This window comes from Solwaraspora sp. WMMA2080 (assembly GCF_027497395.1).
Classification (GTDB): domain Bacteria; phylum Actinomycetota; class Actinomycetes; order Mycobacteriales; family Micromonosporaceae; genus Micromonospora_E.
Genome location: NZ_CP114910.1, coordinates 5,581,816 through 5,603,422 on the forward strand (window position 1 = coordinate 5,581,816; position 21,607 = coordinate 5,603,422).

Annotated in this window: 17 protein-coding genes and 2 pseudogenes; 7 read left to right on the forward strand and 12 right to left on the reverse strand. The window is 70.4% G+C overall.

What is annotated here, in order from left to right; translation table 11 throughout:
* The first annotated feature begins 54 nt into the window (after positions 1 to 54).
* Both O7543_RS25565 and O7543_RS25570 read left to right on the forward strand, forming a co-directional pair.
* Positions 55 to 1,164, forward strand: a complete 1,110-nt coding sequence (locus tag O7543_RS25565; protein WP_281551536.1) for a DUF916 domain-containing protein — start codon at positions 55 to 57, stop codon at positions 1,162 to 1,164.
* Entirely contained in the window at positions 1,161 to 2,063 is a 903-nt protein-coding gene (locus tag O7543_RS25570; protein WP_281551535.1) for a hypothetical protein, read from the forward strand. The genes O7543_RS25565 and O7543_RS25570 overlap by 4 nt, the downstream gene beginning before the upstream one ends.
* Positions 2,064 to 2,099: 36 nt before the next feature.
* Here the strand turns inward: O7543_RS25570 and O7543_RS25575 are convergent, their stop codons facing one another.
* Positions 2,100 to 3,692 (reverse strand): RICIN domain-containing protein, encoded by a 1,593-nt coding sequence (locus tag O7543_RS25575; RefSeq protein ID WP_281551534.1) that lies wholly within the window; start codon positions 3,690 to 3,692, stop codon positions 2,100 to 2,102.
* Between the two features lie 175 nt (positions 3,693 to 3,867).
* On the opposite strand from O7543_RS25575, the gene O7543_RS25580 reads away from it, so the two are divergent.
* Entirely contained in the window at positions 3,868 to 4,782 is a 915-nt protein-coding gene (locus tag O7543_RS25580; protein ID WP_281551533.1) for an SDR family oxidoreductase, read from the forward strand.
* Here the strand turns inward: O7543_RS25580 and O7543_RS25585 are convergent.
* Genes O7543_RS25585 through cobF form a run of 3 tightly spaced genes read right to left on the reverse strand, consistent with a single transcriptional unit; the run spans position 4,773 to position 7,419 of the window.
* Positions 4,773 to 5,792: a WYL domain-containing protein gene (locus tag O7543_RS25585; protein WP_281551532.1), complete on the reverse strand. Its 1,020-nt coding sequence runs from the start codon at positions 5,790 to 5,792 to the stop codon at positions 4,773 to 4,775. The genes O7543_RS25580 and O7543_RS25585 overlap by 10 nt on opposite strands.
* 2 nt (positions 5,793 to 5,794) lie before the next feature.
* Entirely contained in the window at positions 5,795 to 6,574 is a 780-nt protein-coding gene (locus O7543_RS25590) for a GntR family transcriptional regulator (RefSeq protein ID WP_281551531.1), read from the reverse strand.
* A gap of 29 nt (positions 6,575 to 6,603) precedes the next feature.
* The gene (gene cobF, locus O7543_RS25595) at positions 6,604 to 7,419 is read right to left on the reverse strand and encodes a precorrin-6A synthase (deacetylating) (RefSeq protein ID WP_281551530.1); all 816 of its coding nucleotides are present in this window, start codon (positions 7,417 to 7,419) and stop codon (positions 6,604 to 6,606) included.
* A 314-nt stretch (positions 7,420 to 7,733) separates the two neighbouring features.
* On the opposite strand from cobF, the pseudogene O7543_RS25600 reads away from it, so the two are divergent.
* From O7543_RS25600 to O7543_RS25615, 4 genes and pseudogenes are all read left to right on the forward strand, one after another.
* A pseudogene (locus O7543_RS25600) lies at positions 7,734 to 9,239 on the forward strand (amino acid adenylation domain-containing protein); the annotation flags it as partial.
* Positions 9,231 to 10,610 (forward strand): hypothetical protein, encoded by a 1,380-nt coding sequence (locus O7543_RS25605; protein WP_281555699.1) that lies wholly within the window; start codon positions 9,231 to 9,233, stop codon positions 10,608 to 10,610. The pseudogene O7543_RS25600 and the gene O7543_RS25605, both read left to right, overlap by 9 nt.
* A 70-nt stretch (positions 10,611 to 10,680) precedes the next feature.
* Positions 10,681 to 11,445: an enoyl-CoA hydratase-related protein gene (locus O7543_RS25610; RefSeq protein ID WP_281551529.1), complete on the forward strand. Its 765-nt coding sequence runs from the start codon at positions 10,681 to 10,683 to the stop codon at positions 11,443 to 11,445.
* A 135-nt stretch (positions 11,446 to 11,580) separates the two neighbouring features.
* Positions 11,581 to 11,799: a hypothetical protein gene (locus tag O7543_RS25615; RefSeq protein ID WP_278174201.1), complete on the forward strand. Its 219-nt coding sequence runs from the start codon at positions 11,581 to 11,583 to the stop codon at positions 11,797 to 11,799.
* Positions 11,800 to 11,832: 33 nt separating this feature from the next.
* Here the strand turns inward: O7543_RS25615 and O7543_RS25620 are convergent, their stop codons facing one another.
* From O7543_RS25620 to O7543_RS25655, 8 genes and pseudogenes are all read right to left on the reverse strand, one after another.
* Positions 11,833 to 12,795 carry a TIGR03557 family F420-dependent LLM class oxidoreductase gene (locus tag O7543_RS25620; RefSeq protein ID WP_281551528.1) on the reverse strand — a complete coding sequence of 321 codons (963 nt, stop codon included), beginning with the start codon at positions 12,793 to 12,795 and terminating at the stop codon, positions 11,833 to 11,835.
* Positions 12,796 to 13,133: 338 nt separating this feature from the next.
* Positions 13,134 to 15,836, reverse strand: coding sequence for an AAA family ATPase (locus tag O7543_RS25625; protein ID WP_281551527.1), 2,703 nt, complete (start codon positions 15,834 to 15,836; stop codon positions 13,134 to 13,136).
* A complete protein-coding gene (locus tag O7543_RS25630) occupies positions 15,833 to 16,222 on the reverse strand; it encodes a hypothetical protein (RefSeq protein WP_281551526.1) in 390 nt (129 codons plus the stop codon). Before O7543_RS25630 ends, O7543_RS25625 begins: the two co-directional genes overlap by 4 nt.
* A gap of 127 nt (positions 16,223 to 16,349) precedes the next feature.
* Positions 16,350 to 17,639 (reverse strand): beta-ketoacyl synthase N-terminal-like domain-containing protein, encoded by a 1,290-nt coding sequence (locus tag O7543_RS25635; protein WP_281551525.1) that lies wholly within the window; start codon positions 17,637 to 17,639, stop codon positions 16,350 to 16,352.
* Complete coding sequence (locus O7543_RS25640; protein ID WP_281551524.1) at positions 17,636 to 18,919, reverse strand: beta-ketoacyl-[acyl-carrier-protein] synthase family protein; 1,284 nt, start codon at positions 18,917 to 18,919, stop codon at positions 17,636 to 17,638. The genes O7543_RS25635 and O7543_RS25640 overlap by 4 nt, the downstream gene beginning before the upstream one ends.
* A gap of 119 nt (positions 18,920 to 19,038) precedes the next feature.
* Positions 19,039 to 19,410, reverse strand: a pseudogene (locus tag O7543_RS25645) (cupin domain-containing protein); the annotation flags it as partial.
* Positions 19,407 to 20,207 carry an SRPBCC family protein gene (locus O7543_RS25650; protein WP_281551523.1) on the reverse strand — a complete coding sequence of 267 codons (801 nt, stop codon included), beginning with the start codon at positions 20,205 to 20,207 and terminating at the stop codon, positions 19,407 to 19,409. The gene O7543_RS25650 and the pseudogene O7543_RS25645, both read right to left, overlap by 4 nt.
* A gap of 24 nt (positions 20,208 to 20,231) precedes the next feature.
* Complete coding sequence (locus tag O7543_RS25655; protein WP_281551522.1) at positions 20,232 to 21,602, reverse strand: acetyl-CoA carboxylase biotin carboxylase subunit; 1,371 nt, start codon at positions 21,600 to 21,602, stop codon at positions 20,232 to 20,234.
* Positions 21,603 to 21,607 lie beyond the last annotated feature (5 nt).

A 21,607-nucleotide genomic window follows, 5' to 3' on the forward strand; every position in this document is an offset into this window, starting at 1 on the left:
CGGTGCGGGGCCGCAACGGTCCCGCACCGGCCACCGGACCGACTGGAGTGCCCGATGTCCGCCCCGCCCGCCCGTCGCCCGCACCGTCGCCGCGCCGCCATCGGCCTGTTGGTGGCCGGGCTGCTCGCGTTGCCCGGCGCCACCCCGGCCGCCGCGCAGCCGGCCGGTCCGGCTCCGGCCGACGCGGTCACCTGGGCGGTACAGCCGTCCAGCGCGGACGGGCCGACCGGACGCAACTACTTCGTCTACGACCTCGCCCCGGGCGCGGAGATCACCGACCACGTCGCGGTGCGCAACCTCGGCGACCAGGACCGGACGTTCACCGTGTACGGCACTGACGGGTTCCTCACCGACGACGGTGCGTTCGCCCTGCTCCCGGCCGACCAACCGGCCACCGACGTCGGCACCTGGATCCACTTCGACCAGCGGGAGTACGCGATCCCGGGCGGTGAGCGGCTGGACATCCCGTTCCGCCTGACGGTGCCGGCCAACGCGACACCCGGCGACCACGCCGGCGGGGTGATCGGTTCGATCGCCCAACTCCGTACCGACGCCAGCGGCCAGCAGGTCAACGTCGACCAGCGGGTCGCCGCCCGGGTCTACCTGCGGGTCGACGGCCCGGTCCTGCCAGCGGTCAACATCGAATCGATGAGCATCAGCTACGACGACCCGGTCAACCCGCTGGGCGACGGTGACGTGGAGGTCACCTACCAGGTGCGCAACACCGGGAACATCCGTGTCGGTGGTACGGGCGCGGTGCTGCTGGACGGCCCGCTGGGCTGGGAGCTGGCCCGCACCGATCCGGTCGACCTGCCCGAACTGCTGCCCGGCAGCACCTTCACGGTGACCGAGAAGATCACCGGCGTACCGCCGGCGCTGCGGCTGACCGCCACCGTCGACCTGGCCCCGACCACCGTGGACGAGGCGTTGCCACCGGTCACCCGTACCGCCGGTATCTGGGCACCGCCGTGGTTGCTGCTCGCCACGATCGTCGCCCTCGCCGGGTGGTTCGGGGTACGCCGCTGGCGTGCCCGCCGCGCGGCCGCAGCCGTGGCCACCCCGGCTTCGCCTGCGGTCACCCCCGCCTCGAACGGTTCGCCGGACGTCGAGCCCGCCGAAGACGGTGCCGCCTCGTCGTCGCCCGCCTCGTCGCCCGCGCGATGACCGGTCGCCGGACCTCGGTGGGTGCCCTCGCGCTGGTCCTGATCGCCGGGGCCGGCGGTCTGCCGTCGGCCCCGGCGGTCGCCGCCCCGCCGCAGGTCAGCGTGGACGCGGCCAGCGCGGCGGTCGGCGAGTGGCTGACCGTCACCCTCACCGGCTGGCCGGCCGGGAACGTTCAGCTGGAGATCTGCGGCAACCGTGCCGCGCGCGGGTCGGTCGACTGCGCCGCCAGCGAGGCCAGCCAACTGCATGTGCCGGGGGCCGACGCGGTGACCAGTCGGCTCGTCCTGGTGGAGCCCCCGGTGGCCTGCCCATGCGTGGTCCGGGCCCGGACCGTCGACGCCGGTGGGTCCGGCACCGGGCCGGTGCTGCCGGTTACCGGCAGCGTCCCGATCGACATCGTCGGGTCGGCCGCCCCGCTGGCACCGACGGTCTCCGGCCCCGCCCGGCTGCACATCACCGACGTGACCGTTGTGCCGACCGGCTGGGACTGGCCGGCGCTGTTCGGTCTGTCCAGTGAGATCCGGCTGGATGTCGACGTTCGCAACGACGGCCCGGTCGACGCCGACGAACTACGCCTGTCACTGCTGTCCGGCCGGCCCGGGCGGCCGACGGTGATCGTCGAACCGCCCGGGCCGGCGTCCGCGCCGTTGGCCACCGGTGCGGGCCGAGCCATCGTGGTCACCGCGCCGGTCGACTTCCCCGTCTACGGCCGGTACGCGGTCCACGGTCAACTGGGCACCGGAGTCGGTGGCGATGGCACGGTGGCGTTCGTCGTCGAGACCGAACGCTATCCGTGGGGCTGGCCGGCGGTCGCGGCGGTACTCGTGGTGGTTTTGCTGCTGCGCCAGGTCATCGGCCTGCGCCGGATCAGCCGGTCGCCGTCGGGCACCGAGCGATAGGCACCCGGCGTCCGGCGTTCAGTGGACAGGGAACGGTCAGCAGCGGTTGATGGTCGAGTTGTTCAGGGCGATGTTGCGGATCACGATGTTCTGCCCGCACGGGTTCTCGTTGATCTGCGAGTTGGTCAGCGTCAGGTTCTGCAGGGTGATGTCGCGCGACACCGGGAACTCGGTGCGCGAGGCGATCCGTACGTCCGAGCCGTTGACCGAACCGGAGACCGCCGCGATGGTCACGTTGTAGCAGTTCTCCAGCAGGATCGAGTTGCTGCCGGTGCCGGAGATGTCGATCCGGTCGATGACCGCACCGCCGGACTCCGACACGCAGAAGATGCCCCGGCCACCGCCCCGGGCGATGACCGTACCGACCCGGATGTTCGTCGGGTAGCTGTCGCCGACCCGGCCGTTGCGGTTGGCCATCCGGAACCCGGCGTACCCGGTGCCGGTGCCGGCGCCCTGCGCGTCGACGGTGCCGACGGTCGCGTTGATGGTGTCGTTGAGTATCAGGCCGGAGTAGCCGGTGTTGCGTGCGGTGACGGTGCCGACCGTCAGTCCGTCGACCCCGTACGTCTCGACCCCGTGGTTGCTGGTGCCCTGCACGTACACGTTGTCGATCCGCACGTTGCGGGAGCGCTGGCTGCGGTCACCGTGGTTGTCGATCCGGATGCCCAGGCCGGCGGTGACCCGGATGTCGATCTGGCCGAGGGTGATGTTGTTGCCGTTGCGGATGAAGATCCCGTACAGCGGATTGCCGGTGATGTTGAGCCGGGTCACCTCGACGTCGGTGACGCCGCGGGCGTACACCACGGCCTGGTCGCCGGAGCCGGAACCGGTCACGTTGACCGTGCCGCAGACCTCCAGGACGGTGTACGACGGCAGCGACAGCCGGGAGCCGGCGCTGATCGACCCGGAGCCGCGGACGACGACCTTCTGCTTGCTGTTGCGCCCGGCCGACAGGCTGTTCACCGCGGCCTGCATGGCCGACAGCATGCTGGAGCCGGTGTAGACGGTGCTGCCGCCGTTGCGCGCCGTCCAGGTCGACCCGTTCTGTACGGCTTCGGCGTTGAACGAGCCGGACCCGCAGCCGCCGGAGCTGTCCAACCGGACCATCTGCCACTGCTGGTTCCAGCCGTTGACGTCCTGGTACTGCGAGATGATTCCGCCGTCCGAGGTGGACCACTGCCACACATCGAGAGCCTTGTTGCTGTGCCGGCTGATGAAGCGGACGTAGCCGCTGTCCGAGTCGGCGAGCCGGAAGTGCTGCCGGGTGCTGCCGTTGTCGTAGTTCTGAATCAGCTGGGCCCCGTCGACCGCGTTCGGTAGCTCCAGGTACTTGCCGCTGTGCCGAGATCTGATCTTGTAGTAGCCGCTGCCGACGTCAACGAACTGCCACTGCTGCGCCGCGCTGTCGTTGCGCGTCCACTGGACGATCGGTGCGCCGTCATGGGTTGCCCCGCCGTAGAGATCGATTGCCTTGCCGCTGTGCCGGCTCAGCATCACGTACCAGGCGCCGGTGTCGACGGTGGCAGCTGCGGCGTACTGCACGCCAACCGCCGCGCCGGTTGCGACCATGGCGGTCGTGGCGAGCGCCACGACGCCGGTACGCCAGCGCCGCCATCTGGTGGCTGTCATGGAACCTCCTGGATCTGTCGGAGACTGCTGCCGGTTAGCGCCCCCACAGTGAGGCGGGAAAGGGCTTTCTCATCGTGACGGCAATGTATCGACCACATTCGATGGAGTCAACCAGGCTGCTGTTCTCTGGAAAAGCTGACGTCGGATGTCAGGTTTTGCTGGCACCGTCAGCGGCATGTCCACACCACTGAACGGCAGGACGGCGCTGGTCGCCGGAGCGACCCGGGGCGCCGGCCGGCGGACCGCGATCGAACTCGGTGCCGCCGGCGCCACCGTCTACGTCACCGGCCGCAGCACCCGACGGCAGCGTTCCGAGATGGACCGTCCGGAGACCATCGAGGAGACCGCCGAGCTCGTCGACGCCGCCGGCGGCACCGGCGTCGCGGTGCCCACCGACCACCTGGACCCGGACCAGGTCCGTGCCCTGGTGCAGCGGATCGACCGCGAACAGGGCCGGCTCGACGTGCTGGTCAACGACATCTGGGGGGCCGACCACCTGACCGACTTCGAGTCGCCGATCTGGGAACAGCCGCTGGACCGCGGCCTACGCACACTGCGGCTCGCCATCGACACCCACCTGATCACCAGCCACTTCGCGCTGCCGCTGCTGATCCGCCAGCCGGGCGGGCTGGTGGTTGAGATGACCGACGGCACCGCCGACTACAACGGCACCCACTACCGCGAGTCGGTCTTCTACGACACGGCCAAGAACGCCGTCATCCGGTTGGCCTTCGCTCAGGCCGAGGAGCTGCGGCCGTACGGTGCGACGGCGGTCGCGCTCAGCCCTGGCTGGATCCGGTCCGAGGCGATGCTGGAGCACTTCGGGGTGACCGAGGCGAACTGGCGCGACGGCACCGCCAAGGACCCGCACTTCGCCATCTCCGAGACACCGGCGCTGGTCGGTCGGGCAGTGGTCGCGCTCGCCGCCGATCCGCAGGTGTCCCGGTTCACCGGGCGGTCACTGTCCAGTGGGCAGCTGGCCCGCGAGTACGGCTTCACCGACGTCGACGGCAGCAGCCCGGACGCGTACCGCTACATCGTCGAGGTCGTCGAGACCGGCCGGCCGGCGGACACCACCGGTTACCGCTGACCGGCGGTCTCGCCGTACAGCGCGGCGAGCCGGCGGGCGGCGTCGCGCATCCGGTCCCGTAGCGGGGGCGGGGCGAGCACCTCCACCTCCGGACCGAGCGCCTGCAGTTGGCTGTACGCCACGTCGGGCGACTCGACCGGCAGCCGGGTGTGCACCCAGCCCTGAGCGTCGGGTGGCCCGGCCGCCTCGTGCGCTGCCTGGGCGGCCGGCGCCTCCACCGCCCAGCGCAGCGCCCGCAGCCCGGCCGGACTCAGCCGTACGGTGACCTCGTCGACCAGCACGCTGCGGACGAAGTCGGCGGTGCCGGCCGCCCACACCGCAGCCAGGTCGAAGCGGTGGTCGCGGTCGAAGACGTTGCCGGTCGGGTCAACCACCGCGATCCGGTCCACCCGGTAGATCCGGTGCCCGTCGTCGACCCGGCCGGGGTCGGGGACCCGGCCGACGTCGTCGACCCGGCCAACCAGGTACCAGGTGCCGTTCTTGAGCACCAGACCGTACGGCTGAACCGTTCTGACCACCTCGGTGCCGCTCCGCCGGTAGTTGAGGCGGACCACCTGGTCCTGCCAGGTGGCGCGGGCCAGGTCGGCCAGCGCAGGCGGCGGATCGGCCTGCCGGAACCAGCCGGGCGCGTCCAGATGGAACCGCTGGCGGGCCCGGCCGGCGGCGTCGCGCAGCCCGACCGGCAGCGCGGCGGTCACCTTGAGCTGGGCTACCCCGAGTACGTCGGCGAGGCCCATCTCATCGGCCGGGCCGGGCAGCCCGGACAGGAACAGCGTCTCCGCCTCGGCCCGGCTCAGGCCGGTCAGCCGGGTCCGGTAGCCGTCCACCAGTCGGTACCCGCCGGCCCGGCCCTGGTCGGCGTAGACCGGCACCCCGGCGGCGGACAGCGCCAGCACGTCGCGGTAGATGGTGCGCTCGGAAACCTCCAGCTCGCGGGCCAGTTCCGCAGCAGTCATCGTCTCCCGGGACTGCAGCAACAGGACCAGGGAGATCAGCCGGGCGACCCGCACGGTCAGCGCCCGGCGGGCGAGCGCAGCGGGGATCCGTCGGCCACCCGCAACTGGTACGCCCGGTGCGGTGCCCAGCTGGCGACCAGGCTGAACCGGTCGCCGCGGACGAAGGTCTCCCGCCATTCGACGGGCCGTCCGTCGGTCCGGCCGATCCGTTCGACGGCGAGCAGGCCGCCGCCGCCCAGCCGTCGACGCTGTTCGGCGGTGGGCACGATGGCGTGGATGCGTTCCTCGCCGTCGGTGACCCGGACGCCGTGCCTGGCCAGCTCGCCGTAGATGCCGGTACCGGTCAGGTCGGCGGTGAGCAGCGGCCGGGCCAAGTCGGCCAGCAGCCAGACCCGATCGACGGCCAACGGTTCGTCGTCGGCGAACCGGAGCCGCTCCAGGTGCACGAATCGGGTGTCCGGTTCCAGCCCGAGCCGGGCCGCGATGGGGACGTCAACCCGTAGGTCGCGGCCGAGCACCTCGCTGCGCTGGCGCATCCCGCGCGCCTGCACTTCGTCGAAGAGCGAGTAGAGAGCGCCGAGCGGCTGCTCGATCCGCTGCTGGTGGACGGCGGTACGCCGACCCCGGGCCGAGTCCAGCACCCCGGCCTGGCGTAGCCGGCGCAACGCCTCCCGTACCGTGTGCCGGCTGACGCCGTACTCGTCAACCAGTTCGTGCTCGCCGGGGAAGCCGGCGGCGAACCCGCCAGCGGTCAACCGGCGGACCAGGTCGTCGTGCAGCTGTGCCCACAGCGGCATCGGGTTGTCCCGGTCGACCGGCCGGGCCTGGTCGGTCATCAGAGTCCTTCCGCGGAGGAAGTCAACGGCTACCTGATCGCTCGCGTCTGGTGTCCGGTCTTCTGGTGCTGTCCGGTTGTCTGGACAAGGGTACGCCGTAGCAGGTAGGTGTCCATGATCCAGCCCTTGCGGCGGCGGGCCTCGGCGCGGGCGGTGACGATCCGGTCGGCGACCCGGTGCACCGGGCCGGCGATCAGGATCTCGTCCGGGGTGCCGAGGTACGCGCCCCAGTAGATGTCGATGCTGTCGGCGTCGGCGAGTCGGGTGAAGGCGCACTGCGCGTCGAGCATCACCACCAGGTCGTCCACGCCGGTCGGGAAGCCCTCGTCGGCGAGCCGACGGCCGGTGGTGATCTGGACCGGGCAGCCGATCCGGTTCAGCGCGATCCGGTGCCGGGCGGTCAGCGCGGCGACGCTGCTGATGCCCGGGATCACCTGGTGGTCGAACTCGACGACGTCGCGTTCCCGCAGATCGTCGAGGATGGCGAGGGTGCTGTCGTACAGCGCGGGGTCGCCCCAGACCAGGAAGGCGCCGCAGTCGCCGTCGGGTAGTTCGTCGCGAATCAGCTGGGCGTACCGGTCGGCGCGGCGTCGGCGCCAGTCCTCGACCGCGGCCCGGTAGTCCGTCGCGGTCCGGTCCCGCTCCGGGTCGGCGATCTCGACCGCCCGGTACGCCCCGGTGGTGTGCCGGCGCAGGATCTCCTGCCGCAACGCGGCCAGGTCCTGCTTGACCGCGCCCTTGTCGAGCAGGAAGAACACGTCGACCCGACGCAGCGCCTCGATCGCCTGCACGGTCAGGTGGTCGGGATCGCCGGCCCCGATTCCGATGATCAGTATCTCTCGCACCAGGGGGAGTGTGCCGTACCTCGACCGGGCAGCGACAGTCGCGGACTACAGCGAATCCGCCCGATTTTAACTATTTATCACATTTCTTCTGTATTTATCATTAATCATCACTGCATATGGTCGAAAATGTATTTCTATGCTTCGATGGGTCGGAGGCGCGCCGTCCCCCGGTCGGTGCAGAGCATTGAGGAGGAACAGTCATGCCACAGCGTGGTTCCGGTCGACCAGCGACCCGATTCCGGGCCAGCGCCGTGCGGCAACGCGGCATTCCCGGGATCGTCACCGCTGCGGTCGGCACCGGACCGTTGGCCATCCTGTCCGACCAGGACAGACAGTTGTTCCGTCGGTTCGGCTACGGTCCGGCTGAGCCGATCGTCTCCACCCACATCCAGCACGCGATCGAACAGTGGGCCGTCCTCACCCCCGACACGGTCGCCGTCGAGCACCTCGACGAGCGCATCACCTACCGACAGCTGGACCGGCAGGCGGACCGTCTCGCCGCCCGGCTGATCGCCCACGGGGTAGGTCCGGGTGACCGGGTCGGCGTGTTCACGCGCCGGTCGATCCCCATGGTGGTCGGCATCCTCGCCACCCTGAAGGCCGGCGCGGCGTACGTGCCCCAGCACGCCGGGGTGGCCACCGAGGCCCACCTGCGGCACGTCACCGACACCGCCGGCATCCGGATCGTGCTGACCACCACCGAGACGGCGGGTCAGCTGCCGCACCTGCCGGGCCGGATGCTGATCGCCGTCGACGAGCTGCTCACCCAGCCGCTGGCGGACTCGGCGTACCCGGTCGTCCCGACCGGTCCGACCAGCCCGGACGACGGCTGCTACGTGCTGTTCACCTCCGGCACCACCGGCCGACCCAATGGGGTCACCGTCACCCATCGAAACGTGTGCAACCTGCTCCTGACCGCCCCCGGCGACCTGGGCATCCAGCCGGGGTGGCGGGTCGGGCAGATTCTCAGCATCGCCTTCGACATGGCCGCCTGGGAGATCCTCGGTTGCCTCAGCCACGGCGGAACCCTGGTCGTCCGGGGGAGCGACATCGCGGCGACGGTCGAGACGGTGGACGTGGTGATCGCCACCCCGAGCGTGCTGGGCGCCGTCGACCCGGACCGGTGCCCACGGGTCAAGGTGGTCGCCGTGGCCGGTGAACCGTGTCCACGGGAGCTGGCCGACCGGTGGGCCCGACAGGCGGTCTTCTACAACGGCTGCGGACCGACCGAGACCACCATCGTCAACACCATGCACCGGCACGACCCCGCCTCCGAACAGCTCACCATCGGCCGGCCGACCCCGAACAACACGGTGTACGTGCTGGACGCCGACCGCCGGCCCTGCGCGATCGGCGAGGTGGGGGAGATGTGGGCGGGTGGTGACTGCGTGTCGGTCGGCTACCTCGGCGATCCCGAGCTCACCGGGCAGCGGTACGTCCCGGATCCGTTCCTCGGCGGTGGACGGATGATGTTCCGTACTCGGGATCTCGGACGCTGGACCCCCGACGGTGAGTTGGAGCACCTTGGCCGCACCGACGACCAGGTCAAGGTCCGTGGGTTCCGGGTCGAGCTGGATTCGGTCTCCGCCGTCCTGGAAGCGGTGCCGGGTTGCCGTCGGGCGGCGACGATCAAGGTCGACGACCGTACGCTCGTGTCGTTCGTCGCCCCGGCGACCGTTGACCCGACGGCGGCGCGGGCCGCGGTCGCCCGGACTCTGCCGTACTACTGCGTGCCCGAGCGGGTGCACGCCCTCGAGTCGCTACCGGTGACCGATCGGGGCAAGATCGACAAGGGGGCGCTGCGCCGGTCGCTGGACCGCCCGGCCCCGCCCAGCAACCCGGCCCCGCCCAGCAATCCGGCCCCGCCCAGCCATCCGGCTCGGTCCGACCTGCCGGCTCCGCTGCCGTGGCAGCGCCGGATCCTCAGCCATCCCCGGCTGATGCCGTACCACCGGCTGGCCGCGCTGGTCCTGGCCGGCAACGCCGCACTGCTGTACTACGCGCTGACCACCGGCGGCTGGTGGCAGGCGACCGACGGCGGCCTGGCGAACCTGTCGTACGCCGCCCTGGCCAACGTCGCCCTGGCGGTGCTGATCCGCCAGCAGTACATGATCAACCTGCTGTTCTGGCTGGCCACCCGGGCGCCGACCCGGTGGCCGCTGCGGGTGCGCTGGGGGTTGGGCAAGGTCTACCACTTCGGTGGGCTGCACGTCGGTGGCGCACTCGCCGGCACCGCCTGGTTCGCCGGGTACGTCGCCGAACTCACCCGGCAGGCGTTGGCCGGCCGGGCCGTCACCGCCGTACTGGTGCTGTCCTACCTGTTGGTCGCGCTGCTGCTGGCGATGGTGACGACCGCGCTGCCGCCGGTTCGTGGCCGCTGGCACGACCTGTTCGAGCGGGTCCACCGGTTCGGCGGGTGGGCCGCGTTGATCCTCCTGTGGGCCCAGACGGTGCTGGTGGTCGACGGTGCCCGCGACGGGAGGCCGTTGGCCGCCGCGCTGCTCGGCTCGCCGGCGCTGTGGACCCTGGCACTGCTCACCGTCAGCGTCGCCCTGCCGTGGCTGCGGCTGCGCCGGGTGCCGGTGCAGGTGGACCGGCCGTCGAGCCACGTGGCCATGCTGACGTTCGGTCACACCACCCCGTTCGCCGGATCGTCCACCGCGATCAGCCGTCGTCCGCTGCTCGAATGGCACTCGTTCGCCAACGTGCCGGCGCCCGGTGAGCGCGGCTTCCGGCTGACGGTGTCCCGCGCCGGCGACTGGACCGGCTCCCTTATCGACGACCTGCCGAACCGGATCTGGGTCAAGGGCATCACCACCGCCGGCGTGGCCAACATCGAAACGCTGTTCACCCGGGTGGTGTACGTCGCCACCGGCAGCGGCATCGGGCCGGTGCTGCCGCATCTGCTGGCCGGCAAGGTGCCGGCCCACCTGGTCTGGTCCACCCGCAGCCCGCGGACGACCTACGGCGACCAGCTGGTCGACGAGATCCTGCGGGTGCAGCCCGACGCCACGATCTGGGACACCGCGCAGCGTGGCAAGCCGGACATGGTGGCCCTGGCCTACCAGGCATGGCAGGCCACCGGCGCCGAAGCGGTGATCTGCATCGCCAACCAGAAGCTCACCCGGCAGGTGGTCCACGGGCTGGAACGCCGGGGGATCCCCGCCTACGGCGCGATCTGGGACTCGTGAAACCGGACTGGGCCGACTGAAAACGGACCATCCGACCGACGACCCTGCGAATCCGACTGGAGGAACCGACATGCATCTGACGACCGAGCGGGACGGTGCCGTGGTCACCGTACGGCTGCACCGGCCCGCGGCCCGCAACGCACTCACCACCGCGCTCTGCGACGAACTTCTCGCGACCCTGCGACCACTGGACCGGGACCCGGACATCGGCTGTTTCGTGATTACCGGGTCGGACGGCTTTTTCTCCGCCGGCGCCGACATTCGAGAGATGGCGGCGATGAGCCCGGTGCAGGCGATGACGGCCGATCTCTTCGCCGGCTGGGAGGAGTTCGCCGCGTTCCGGACACCGAAGATCGCCGCGGTCGCCGGCTACGCGCTCGGCGGTGGCTGCGAACTGGCCATGATGTGCGACCTGGTGTTCGCCGCCGAGGACGCCCGGTTCGGTCAGCCCGAGATCACCCTCGGGGTGATCCCCGGGATCGGCGGCACCCAGCGGCTGACCCGGCTGGTCGGCACGGCGAAGGCGATGGATCTGATCCTCACCGGGCGGATGATGCCGGCCCGGGAGGCGGAGCAGTGCGGCCTGGTGTCCCGGATCGTGCCCGCCGACCAACTGCTCGTCGAGGCCCGGTCGGCGGCGGCGGTGATCGCCGGGCACAGCCGGCTCGCGGTCACCGCCGCCCGCGAGGCGGTCCAGCGGGCGCAGGAGGTCGGACTGCGTGAGGGGCTACTGTTCGAACGGAGGGTCTTTCACGGATTGTTCGCCACCGCCGACCGAGCGGAGGGGATGTCCGCGTTCTTGGAAAAACGGCCGGCACGGTTCACCGGCAGCTGAGCCGACCGAGCTTCACTGGCCGGACAGGCTGTCACCGGCCGGCCGGCCGGCTGCGGCGGACGGATCCGGCGGGATTTGATAGTTATTGTGCGTACGGATGAGGCGCGGGCTGGCTGAACCGGCAAGGATCGGCATATGAAGGTTCTCTTCCTGGGTGGCCCGTGGCATGACCAACGTCGCGAGGTGACGCCCCGCCGCCTCGCCGCTGCCGCGGACACCTTGCCAACGCAGTACACGGTGCCGCTCCGACCCGGGGTCAAGCCCGTCACCTACACCCGCCGTTACGCCCGCAGTCAGGGCGAGCGGCTGCCGGTCTACGTCGCCCCCGACTATTCCGGCCCGGCCCGCGCCTGACAACTGCGGCGCCGACGCCTGAGCCGGCCGCCGTCACCGGTCGAGCCCCCGCAGCCGGTCGGCCAGCTCTCGCTCGAAGAAGTCCAGGAAACCGTCCGGGTCGGGCCCGGCGTTCTGCAGCACGATGTGGTCGAAACCGGCATCGACGTACGGTTTGACCGCCTCGAGGTGCACCGCCGGGTCCGGCCCTACGCTGAAATGTGCGGCGATGTCGTCGGCGTCGACCATCGCCGAGGCCGCCTCGAAGTTCACCGGGTTGGGCAACTCGCTCATCACCTTCCAGCCGGTCAGCGCCCAACGGCTGGACTCCCAGGCCGCTTTGACCGCCTGCTCCTCGTCAACCGCCCAGGCCATCGGCACCTCGGCGTAGCGTGGCCCGGCGCCGCCGGACCGCCGGTAGTGCTCGACGATCGAGCCCTTCGGCTCGGTGGCGAACAGTCCGTCGCCGAGCTCGGCGGCCAGCCGGGCGGACTCCGAGCCGCTGGCGGCCACCGCGATCACCGGCGGGGTCGGCGGCAGGTCGAACACTCGCGCGTCGTCGAGCTGCAGGTGCTTCCCCTGGTACGAGTGGTAGCCGCCGGACCAGAGCAGCCGGATGATCTCCAGCGCCTCGCGGAGCCGCTCGTGCCGCCCGTGCACACTCGGGAACGGTTCCCCGGTGACGTGCTCGTTGAGCCGTTCGCCGGCACCCACGCCGAGGGTGAACCGGCCGTCGGACAGCAGCGCCACGGTCGCCGCGGCCTGGGCGACGATCGCCGGGTGGTAGCGCAGGCTCGGGCAGGTCACGCCGGTGGCCAGCCCGATCCGGTCGGTACGGGCGGCGATCGCACCGAGCACACTCCAGGTGAACGGCGAATGGCCCTGGGAGTCCAGCCACGGGTGGAAGTGGTCGCTCATCTCGACGAAGTCGAACCCGGCCTGCTCGGCCCGGACAGCCTGAGCGATCAGGTCGGCCGGTCCGAACGCCTCGGTGGCCAGCTTGTAGCCGATCCGCATGTCGCCTCCCCGGTGGTCGTCCGCGTCACGTCCAGTTGTCCGTGGCGCCGTCCAGGGTTGCCCTACCCCTGCCCGACGGATCTATTCGCGTTCACGGTCGATCCGCAGTTTCCATCCAAGCTGCAGTAGACCGATGGTCCGTGCACGTTGGGAGTGAGCACCGACAGCACCAGGAAGCCGGCGACGTCCGGCAGGCTGCGCGGCCGACGCCGGCAGGCCGCGCAGTACGGCGGCTGTCACCGGGATGCGGGCCAGTGCCCACCCTTCAGCACGGGGGTGGGGGCGCGCGTGGGGAGGCAGTCGATGCCTGAGGCTGAGCAGTGGCGGGCCGGACCGGTCTACCCCAAGATGTCGTTGCGCCTGCGGACCAGGTTTGCCACCGCGATGACGCGTGGGCGGCGGCCGCCCGCGACGTCGAAGCCAAGGCCATGGCGAAAGATCTCTGGAATCCAGTAGTGGTCCGCCTCGCGGAAGACCACGCCGTTTGCGTCGAGTAGTTGTGCCTGCTCTGCGGTGAGACCGACAGATTCCAGGGTGAAGGGGAGCTTGCGGCGATCGGCGTCGAGCGACCTGAGACGGTCCAAAAGTGCACCGACCGGCCTGTTTTCGAGACTGATGGCTTCGATCTTCTGGCTACTGCATCGAGGTAGTGCGCTACGCATCGCGACCGGTGTCAGTATTCGATCCGACCATCGGTCGGTGCCCGTCGATGCGGTGGCCGCCTCGGATAGGAAGGAGACGATGTCGCGGGCCTGGATCTGTTGGCGGAAGTCAGAAAGTGCCGCGAAGAACCACACATCTGATCGAGCTTCCTTTGATTTCGGAGTCCCCATCTTGTCGCCCCATACAGTGCTCATCTGGTCGGAGAGTTGATCGGCGGTGGCGGTGCGGACGCTGTCTGCGGATGCGGTGAGCGCGCCGGCCCTCTGACATACCCATGCCGCCAGTCTGAGCGCCTCCTCTCTGTTCCAGCGCAGTGCATACTTCTCATATCTTTTCTCGAACTGTGCCACGTTCTGGTGGATGGCCTTTTGTACGAGGTCCCGTCGGACGAAGGTCACCATTCCCAGTGGGCGTCCCCGCAAGGTGCGGAGCCACTCCGGACAGTCGACTAGCAGGGCGCGCAGGGCTCGCTGTTGACGGCTGTCCTCGACGAACTCCGGGAACAGGTCCTCAAGCCCGTCGATGACGAAGATCACTGAATTGGAGCGGGCAAAGGAGGCCAATGATTCCTCGACCTGTTCGGGGGTGGTGTCCAGGCCGATTGCGCGGGCAAAGCAGGTGAGCCATACTCGCCGCCAACCTCCCGATGTCAGCTCGCCGGACAGGGCGTCCTCGACGATTTCGCGGACCGCCTGCGATCCGGCCGCTACGCCGCCGGTAAGCCTGTTGGCTTCCGCGATGCGTCTCTCGTTGATCGCTGTGGCCGATTGATCGCCCAAATTTGTTGACGCCAGGACAGGGATTGTTGGGATTCGCAGGGTCGCATCGTCGACTCCGGCTGCAGCCGCAAAATCAGCCCATGTCGTCCTCCGGCACAGCTGGAGGTACGTGAAGGTCTTCCCGGCACCTTTTCCGCCGACGACGATTTCGATTGGTGGCTCGGTCCGGTGTGCTTCGGCGAGGTTGCGTAGTGCGTCGGTGACTAGGAAGTCAACCTCTGGAGAAGTCTCTGCGAAGACCAAGTTTCCCGCGACCGCCGCGAGTCTCGACCTGATCGCGTCGAGATCGGCGGGCTCAGGTTCTGCTGGCACAGGCGCACCGGGGTTCAAGCGGGGCAACGAATCGATCAATGGGGTCAGCGGCTGTGCGAGTCTGGCGCGTTCGGCCAGTCCGGTGACGGCTTCCCACGAGGCTGGAAGATTTAGCAGTATCGGATTGAACTCGCTTGTCATTGAAGGAATCGCTATGTCGGCGTCAACCGTGGAAGCTGCTTGGCTCGTTGACGATACGGCGTAGGCGGCGCGCCGCAGGTCGGCGGCTACCTCTGCCAGCCGATCGCCATGGTCCTGCCCGCTGAACTGCGTGAGTAGAAGTGCGCAGTCGGGGTCGTTCTCCATGCGGGCAGGTGCGCGTTGCGCCAGCTCGGCGAGAACTCGTTCGGTACCCTTGACCGACTGGTCGCTGATGGTCGTGACGAACACCCTGAATACCCGCGGATCCAGTAGGAGGGGTGCGCTCAGTTCGCTCACGCCGGCTCTCAGATCGACCATGATGACGTCGGCACCGAGCGCGTGGCCGAGTCGAGCAAGTGCATTCGAAAGAACGTAAGGACTGCGATCGGGGGTCAACAGGTCGACCGGCTCAATCTGCGGTGGTGATATCCGGCTGTGATCTCGGCGGGCCGGCATCACCACCACGCCGTCGATTTCCTGGTTCACCAAGAACTTCCGGCCGAGGCTGATTGCCTCCGTGAATGATGAATCAACCGAACCTTGCACGAGGGCGAGGAAATCTTCGTAGGCAAAGTCGATGCGAATCGACTCGGCAATCATCCAGGTTATACCCGGTGCTTCGAGATCGGCATCAATCAGCAGTACCCGTTGCCCGCTTGAGGCAAGTTTCTGAGCCGCCGCCACACAGTGCAAAGTTCGACCGACGCCGCCCTTGAATGAATGAAAGGCCACGATCGGGATGTCGTGCGGCAATGGCGTTGTCGGAACGGGCAGCGGGTTCGCCAGCTCCGCGACCACCCGCCGATCCGTCCAGCGCGGACGCCGATCGCCAGGCGCGGGCGGGTCGTCCTGATCGATACTCACCGCGAGCGGTCGCTCCTCGCCAGCGTCATCGAGTAGCAGGCACCCGCGAGCGGGTTCGACGGTAAGTGGTCCGAGCACTTCGCGCAGCCAATGCCAGACATCGTCGGGCGGCGTCAGCGGGGCGACGGAGACCCGCACTCCGTCCCAGTAGGCGTCGATCTCCCGCAGCCATCCCGGCCACCGGCCTTGTCGGGCCAGCGCGGCGAAGTACAGGTTGACATCGAGCCAGGTGAACAGGTGGTCAGGATGCGAGGGACCAGAAACGTCCAAACGCTCGTTCACCGGCCCAGCTCCTTCCGACACCACTGGCCAAGGGATACCAAGCCTGCCACACAGCTCCGCTCGCCACCGGCATCCAGGCCCGCGCCGTATCGCCATGCCTCATGCAGCTGTGCTACCGCAACGGGCGGGGCGGGCGCGTTCGCTACGGCGACGCGCTTGCAGTCCACGAGCCGCTGGTACGCGGCTGGCGTGAGCCGGAGCTCTTTGGCGAGCCGCCGCAGGTCATGGCTGAGCAGGTCCGAGGGCAACTGATCGGTCCGCTGTAGGTTCCTCCGCCGCAGCGCTGCGGCCTTGAGTCCACATTCCACGGCATAGAACTGGAGCAGATTCGAGACCTGGCCGGCGGTGACCTCTGCGGACTCGAGCAGCCGAACGAAGCTCTTCACAAGATCACGATGGGTGACATGAAGGGGCACCGAGTGATACTACTGATCCCCGAGGCGCTTGCCGGCCGACGGTTCGCCGTGACGGTTCCTAGGGCGGTCGGGAGCGGGCCGCACGGGTAATAGTTGATCATTCCCAGTCCGGGTCGCGGCGCAGCAGCAGGGCGCTGTTGAAGCCGTCGAAGCCACGGGCGGCGACCAGCGCGGCGTGCCCCGCGCACTCCCGTGGCGTACGGACGAAGTCCAGGTCGCAACCGGGGGCCGGGCGGCGCGGCGCGGCGGTCGGCGGCAGCAGCCGGTGCCGCAGCGCCAACAGCGCCGTCGCCACATCCAGCGCCGCACTGCCCTGGTGTGCCCGCCCGGTCAACGGCTTCGGCGTGGTCACCGGCGGCGCCGCCGGGCCGAAGACCGCCCGCACCGCCCGCGCCTCGGCCCGGTCGAAACGCGGTACGCCGAGCGCGTCCGGCAGACAGACGTCCACCTGCGCCGGAGCCACCCCGGCGGTCGCCAGCGCCCGGCGCATCGCCCGGGCGTACTGGTCGGCGTCCCCGCCGGTGCGCCGGTCGGTGTGCCGGGCGTCGTGGCTGGCACCCCAGCCGGCGACCTCGCCGTAGATCACCGGGGCGCCCCGGGCCAACGCGTGCCCCAGCTCCTCGACGACCAGCACCGCGCCGCCCTCACCCGGCAGGTAGCCGGCGGCGTCGACGTCGAACGGCAGGTACGCCGACTCCGGGTCGGTGCCGGTGCTGAGCAGCCCGCTCCGCAGCTGGCAGGCCAGCGCGTACGGGCTCAGCGCGCATTCGGTGGCACCGGCCAGCACCACGTCGGCGCCCCGGCGGATGGTCCGGGCGGCGTGCGCCAGGCTGTCCAGCCCACCGGCCGCCTCGGCGACCAGCACCCCGCAGGCGCCCTTGAACTGGTGGGCGATGGAGAGCTGGCCGACACTGGCGGCGTAGAACCAGGCAATCGACTGGTACGCCCCGACGGTACGGCCGGGCCGGCTCCACAGCCGCTGCAGCTCCCGCTGGCCGAACAGGTTGCCCCCGGACGAGCTGGCCAGCGCCACCGCGTACCGGTCGGGGTCGTCGGCGGTGTCCGGCAGCCCGGCGTCAGCCAGCGCCAGCCGGGTGCCGGCGAAACCGAGATGGGTCCACCGGTCGGTCTGCACCGCCCGCCGGTTGTCGGTCCACTGCAGGGCGTCGAAGTCGGCCACCTCGCCGGCCAGGGTGACCGGGTACGGCGCCGGGTCGAACAGGGTGATCCGCCCGGTGCGGACCTGCCCGGCCAGGGTCGCCTTCCAGTGCGCGTCGGCACCGAGTCCGGTCGGCGCCACCACGCCGATCCCGGTGACCACCGCCCGCCGCCCGGGTGCAGCGGCCCGCTGACCGGGCAGCGCGGCCGGGGGGCCGTCGGCGCTCACCGTACTGTCCTGTCCGGTCGGGCGAAGACCATCGCCGACTGGAATCCGCCGAATCCGCTGCCGACCGACAACGCGACGTCGACCGGTAGCTCACGGGCGGTGTTCGGGACGTAGTCCAGGTCGCATTCCGGGTCGCGGGTGCGCCAGTTCGCGGTCGGCGGGACCACCCCGTGTGCCATGGCCAGCGCGCAGGCCGCCATCTCGATCGAGCCGATCGCGCCGAGCGAATGCCCGATCATCGACTTGATCGAACTGACCGGCACCCGGTACGCCGCGTCCCCGAGCGCCCGTTTGAACGCGGCTGTCTCGTGCCGGTCGTTCTGCCGGGTGCCGGAGCCGTGTGCGCTGACGTACGACACGTCGTCCGGGTTGAGCCGGGCCTGGTTCATTGCGTCCACGATGGCCAGTGCCATCTCCGCGCCGTCCGGGCGCAGCCCGGTCATGTGGTAGCCGTTGCTGCGGGTGGCGTATCCGCCGATCTCGCAGTAGATCCGCGCGCCGCGCCGCCGCGCGTGGTCCAGCTCCTCCAGCATCAGCACGGCGGCCCCTTCGGCGAGTACGAATCCGTGCCGGTCGTTGTCGAACGGCCGGCTGGCGTGCGCCGGGTCGTCGTTGTCCGGGCTGGTCGCCCCGATCGCGTCGAACGACGCGACGGTGACCGGGGAGATCGGCGAGTCGGCGGCGCCGGCGAGCATCACGTCCGCGTCCCCGTCGACGATCAACTGGTGGGCGTAGCCGATCGCGTCGATGCCGGAGGTGCAGCCGGTGGAGATCACCTGCGCCGGCCCGTGCAGCCCGTGCCGGCAGGCCACGTCGGCGGCCAGGCTGCTGGGCACCAGCGCCTGATAGAGGTACGGCATGGTGCAGTCCGGGTCGACCAGCCAGTGGCTGCCCGCGTCACTGGCCACCACGTACTCCTGTTCCAATGCCACAGTGCCGCCGACCGCCGAGCCGAGCGCCACCCCGGCCCGCTGCCGGCCGGCGTCGTCGAGGCTCAGCCCGGCGTCGGCGACCGCCTCGATCGAGCAGGCGAGGGCGAACTGGACGTACCGGTCGGCCCGTCGCCGCTCGCGCGGGCCGAGCCCGGCGTCCGCCGGGTCGAAGTCGCATTCGGCGGCGATCTGGGACCGGAACGGGGACGGGTCGAAGACGGTGATCCGGCGGGTCGCGGTACGCCCGGCGGTGATCGTCGCCCAGAACGCCTCCCGGGTGGTGCCGCCGGGGGCGACCACCCCGACCCCGGTGACGACGGTACGCCGGGGCGACCCGGCCGCGGTCACGGCCGGTGTCCGTTGGGTGTGGTGGTCCGGGTGCGCGGCACCGGCCGGCGGCCGGGCCTGGCACCGTTCGGACCCGGGCCGGCGGCGGCGTCCGGACCGGGACCGAGCACCGCCGGTCCTTCGGTGTCGACGTGGCCGAGTTCGGGGCGCGGCGCCAGCGGGCTGAGGTGGAAGACCACTTCGGCCGGTGCCTTGCTGACGTTGCGCAGCCGGTGCCGGGTGTTCATCGGCACGAACAGCCCTTCGGCGCGGTGCACCGCCACCGGCAGGTCGTCCAGGTCGACGACGATCTCACCGCGCGCGACGTAGAGGAATTCCTCGCTGTAGGGGTGGTAGTGCTCGGCGATGCGTTCGCCGGGGCGCAGCACCGCCAGGCCGAGGAAGCCGGAGGTGCTGCCGACCGTGCGTGGGCCGAGCAGGACCCGGAGTTCGCCGCCGCGTCGCCGGTCGGCGGCGAGGTCGCGGGCGGCGACGAGCCGTGGATCGTTCATGGGGTGCCTCCGACGGGGTCTGCGGTGCGGGCCAGGGTTTCGATCCGGTCGCGGATGATGTCCAGCTGGATCCGGCTGTTGGTGTTGATCCGTTCGGTCATGCCGGCGTTGTCGAGCGGCGCGGCCGGTCGCATTGCGAAGTCCTGCACCCAGGTCATCCGGGTGCCGCCCAGGACCTCGGCGTAGTCCCAGCGAATCCGCATGTACTCGAACGGTCCGGTCTCCACCCGGTGGGCCAGCACCCGGCGGCGGCTCCGGTCGGCGGTGCGTTCGCTGACCCAGCTCCAGACCGTTCCGTTCTCGTCCGGGTGCATGGTCAGCCGGAACCGCACGGTGTCCCCGTGCCGGTGCACGATCTGCACCGACGCGTACTCGGTGAACAGGTCGGGCCACCGGTCGACGTCGTTGGTGACCGCCCAGACGAGGTCCAACGGGGCGGCGATCACCACGCTGTTCTCGGTGTGTCCGGGGGGCTGTCCGGTGGCGTCCGCCGCGGCCGTTGTGGCCGGGCCGGTGTCCAAGGCAGCTCCGGCGTCGTCGTCGCCGGTGAGTTCGCTGGCAACCAGCTCGGCGATCTCGACGATGGTCAGGTCCGCGCTGTCTGGCGGGATCCGCACCTGGTACCGGTCGGCCACCACGGCCTGAAGTTCCAGCAATGCCAGCGAGTCCAGGCCGAGTTCGGCCAGGGATGATGCCGGGGCGTCGGCGGCACCGGACGGGTCGAGCCCGCAGTTGCGTACCAGGATCGCGGTGATGTCCGCGGCGGTGACCTTCTGCTGATCATCGGTGATACTCATCCGCTCCTCCTCGGGCGTGTGTGGTCAGGCCGTACGGATCTGCGACGGCTCGTCGAGCAGCCGGCCGACCAGGCCGGTCGAGAGCCGTCCTTTGCGGAACATGGCGTCGTCCAGCACCCGGCGCAGGAACGGGATGGTGGTGTGGACGCCGGGCCCGCGTACCTCGAACTCGCTCAGCGCGCGTTCCATCCGGTTGAGCGCCAGTTCCCGGTCCGGTGCCCAGACCACCACCTTGGCCAGCAGCGGGTCGTAGTGCGGTCCGACGACGTACCCGGTGTGACCGTGGGTGTCGACCCGGGTGAACGGGCCGCCGGGGATCTCGAAGCGGTCCAGCCGGCCGGGGGTCGGGGTGAACCCGCGCTGCGGGTCCTCGGCGTTGACCCGGCATTCGACCGCGACGCCCCGGGGCCGGATGTCCGGCTGGCGCAGCCGCAGCGGCGTACCGCAGGCGATGTGGATCTGTTCCTGCACCAGGTCCACCCCGGTGATCATTTCGGTGACCGGGTGCTCCACCTGGATCCGGCAGTTCATCTCGATGAAGTGGAACTGGTCGTGCTCGTCGACCAGGAACTCGAAGGTGCCGGCGCCGACGTAGCCGACCGCGAGCGCGCCGCGCAGCGCCGCTGCGGCCATCTCGTCGAGCATTGCTGCCGGCAGCGTCGGTGCCGGACCCTCCTCGATCAGCTTCTGATGCCGCCGCTGCACCGAGCAGTCCCGGGTGCCCAGGTGCACCCCGTTGCCGTGGCCGTCGCAGAGCACCTGCACCTCGACGTGCCGGGCCTGGGTGAGGAACCGTTCCAGGTAGACCCGGTCGTCGCCGAAGACCGCCCGGGCGGTCTGCCGGGTCCGGTGGTACGCCGGTGCCAGGTCCGCTTCGTCGGTGACCACTGTCATTCCCCGCCCACCGCCGCCGGCCGCCGCCTTGATGATGACCGGATAGCCGGTTTCGGCGGCGACTGCGGCGGCGTGGGCACTGCTGGGCACCGGCTCCCGGCTGCCCGGCGGCAGCGGCAGGCCGGCCGCCCCGAACACGTCCCGGGCCTTGGCTTTGTCCCCGAGGGCCTGCATGACCTGCGGCGGCGGCCCGATGAAGACCAGGCTGTTCTCCGCGCAGATTTCGGCGAAGTCGACGTCCTCGGAGAGGAAGCCGTATCCGGGGTGGACGGCCTGGGCACCGGTGCGCCGGGCCGCTTCGACGATCGCCGCCGCGTTGAGGTAGCTGGCCCGGCTCGGCGGCGGGCCGATCTGTACCGCCTCGTCGGCGAACCGGACCACCGCCGAGTCGCGGTCCGCGGTGGAGTGCACCGCGACGGTCCGTACGCCAAGTTCCCGGCAGGCCCGGGCGACCCGCAGCGCGATCTCTCCCCGGTTGGCGATCAGGATCTTCTCGAACACGGTCA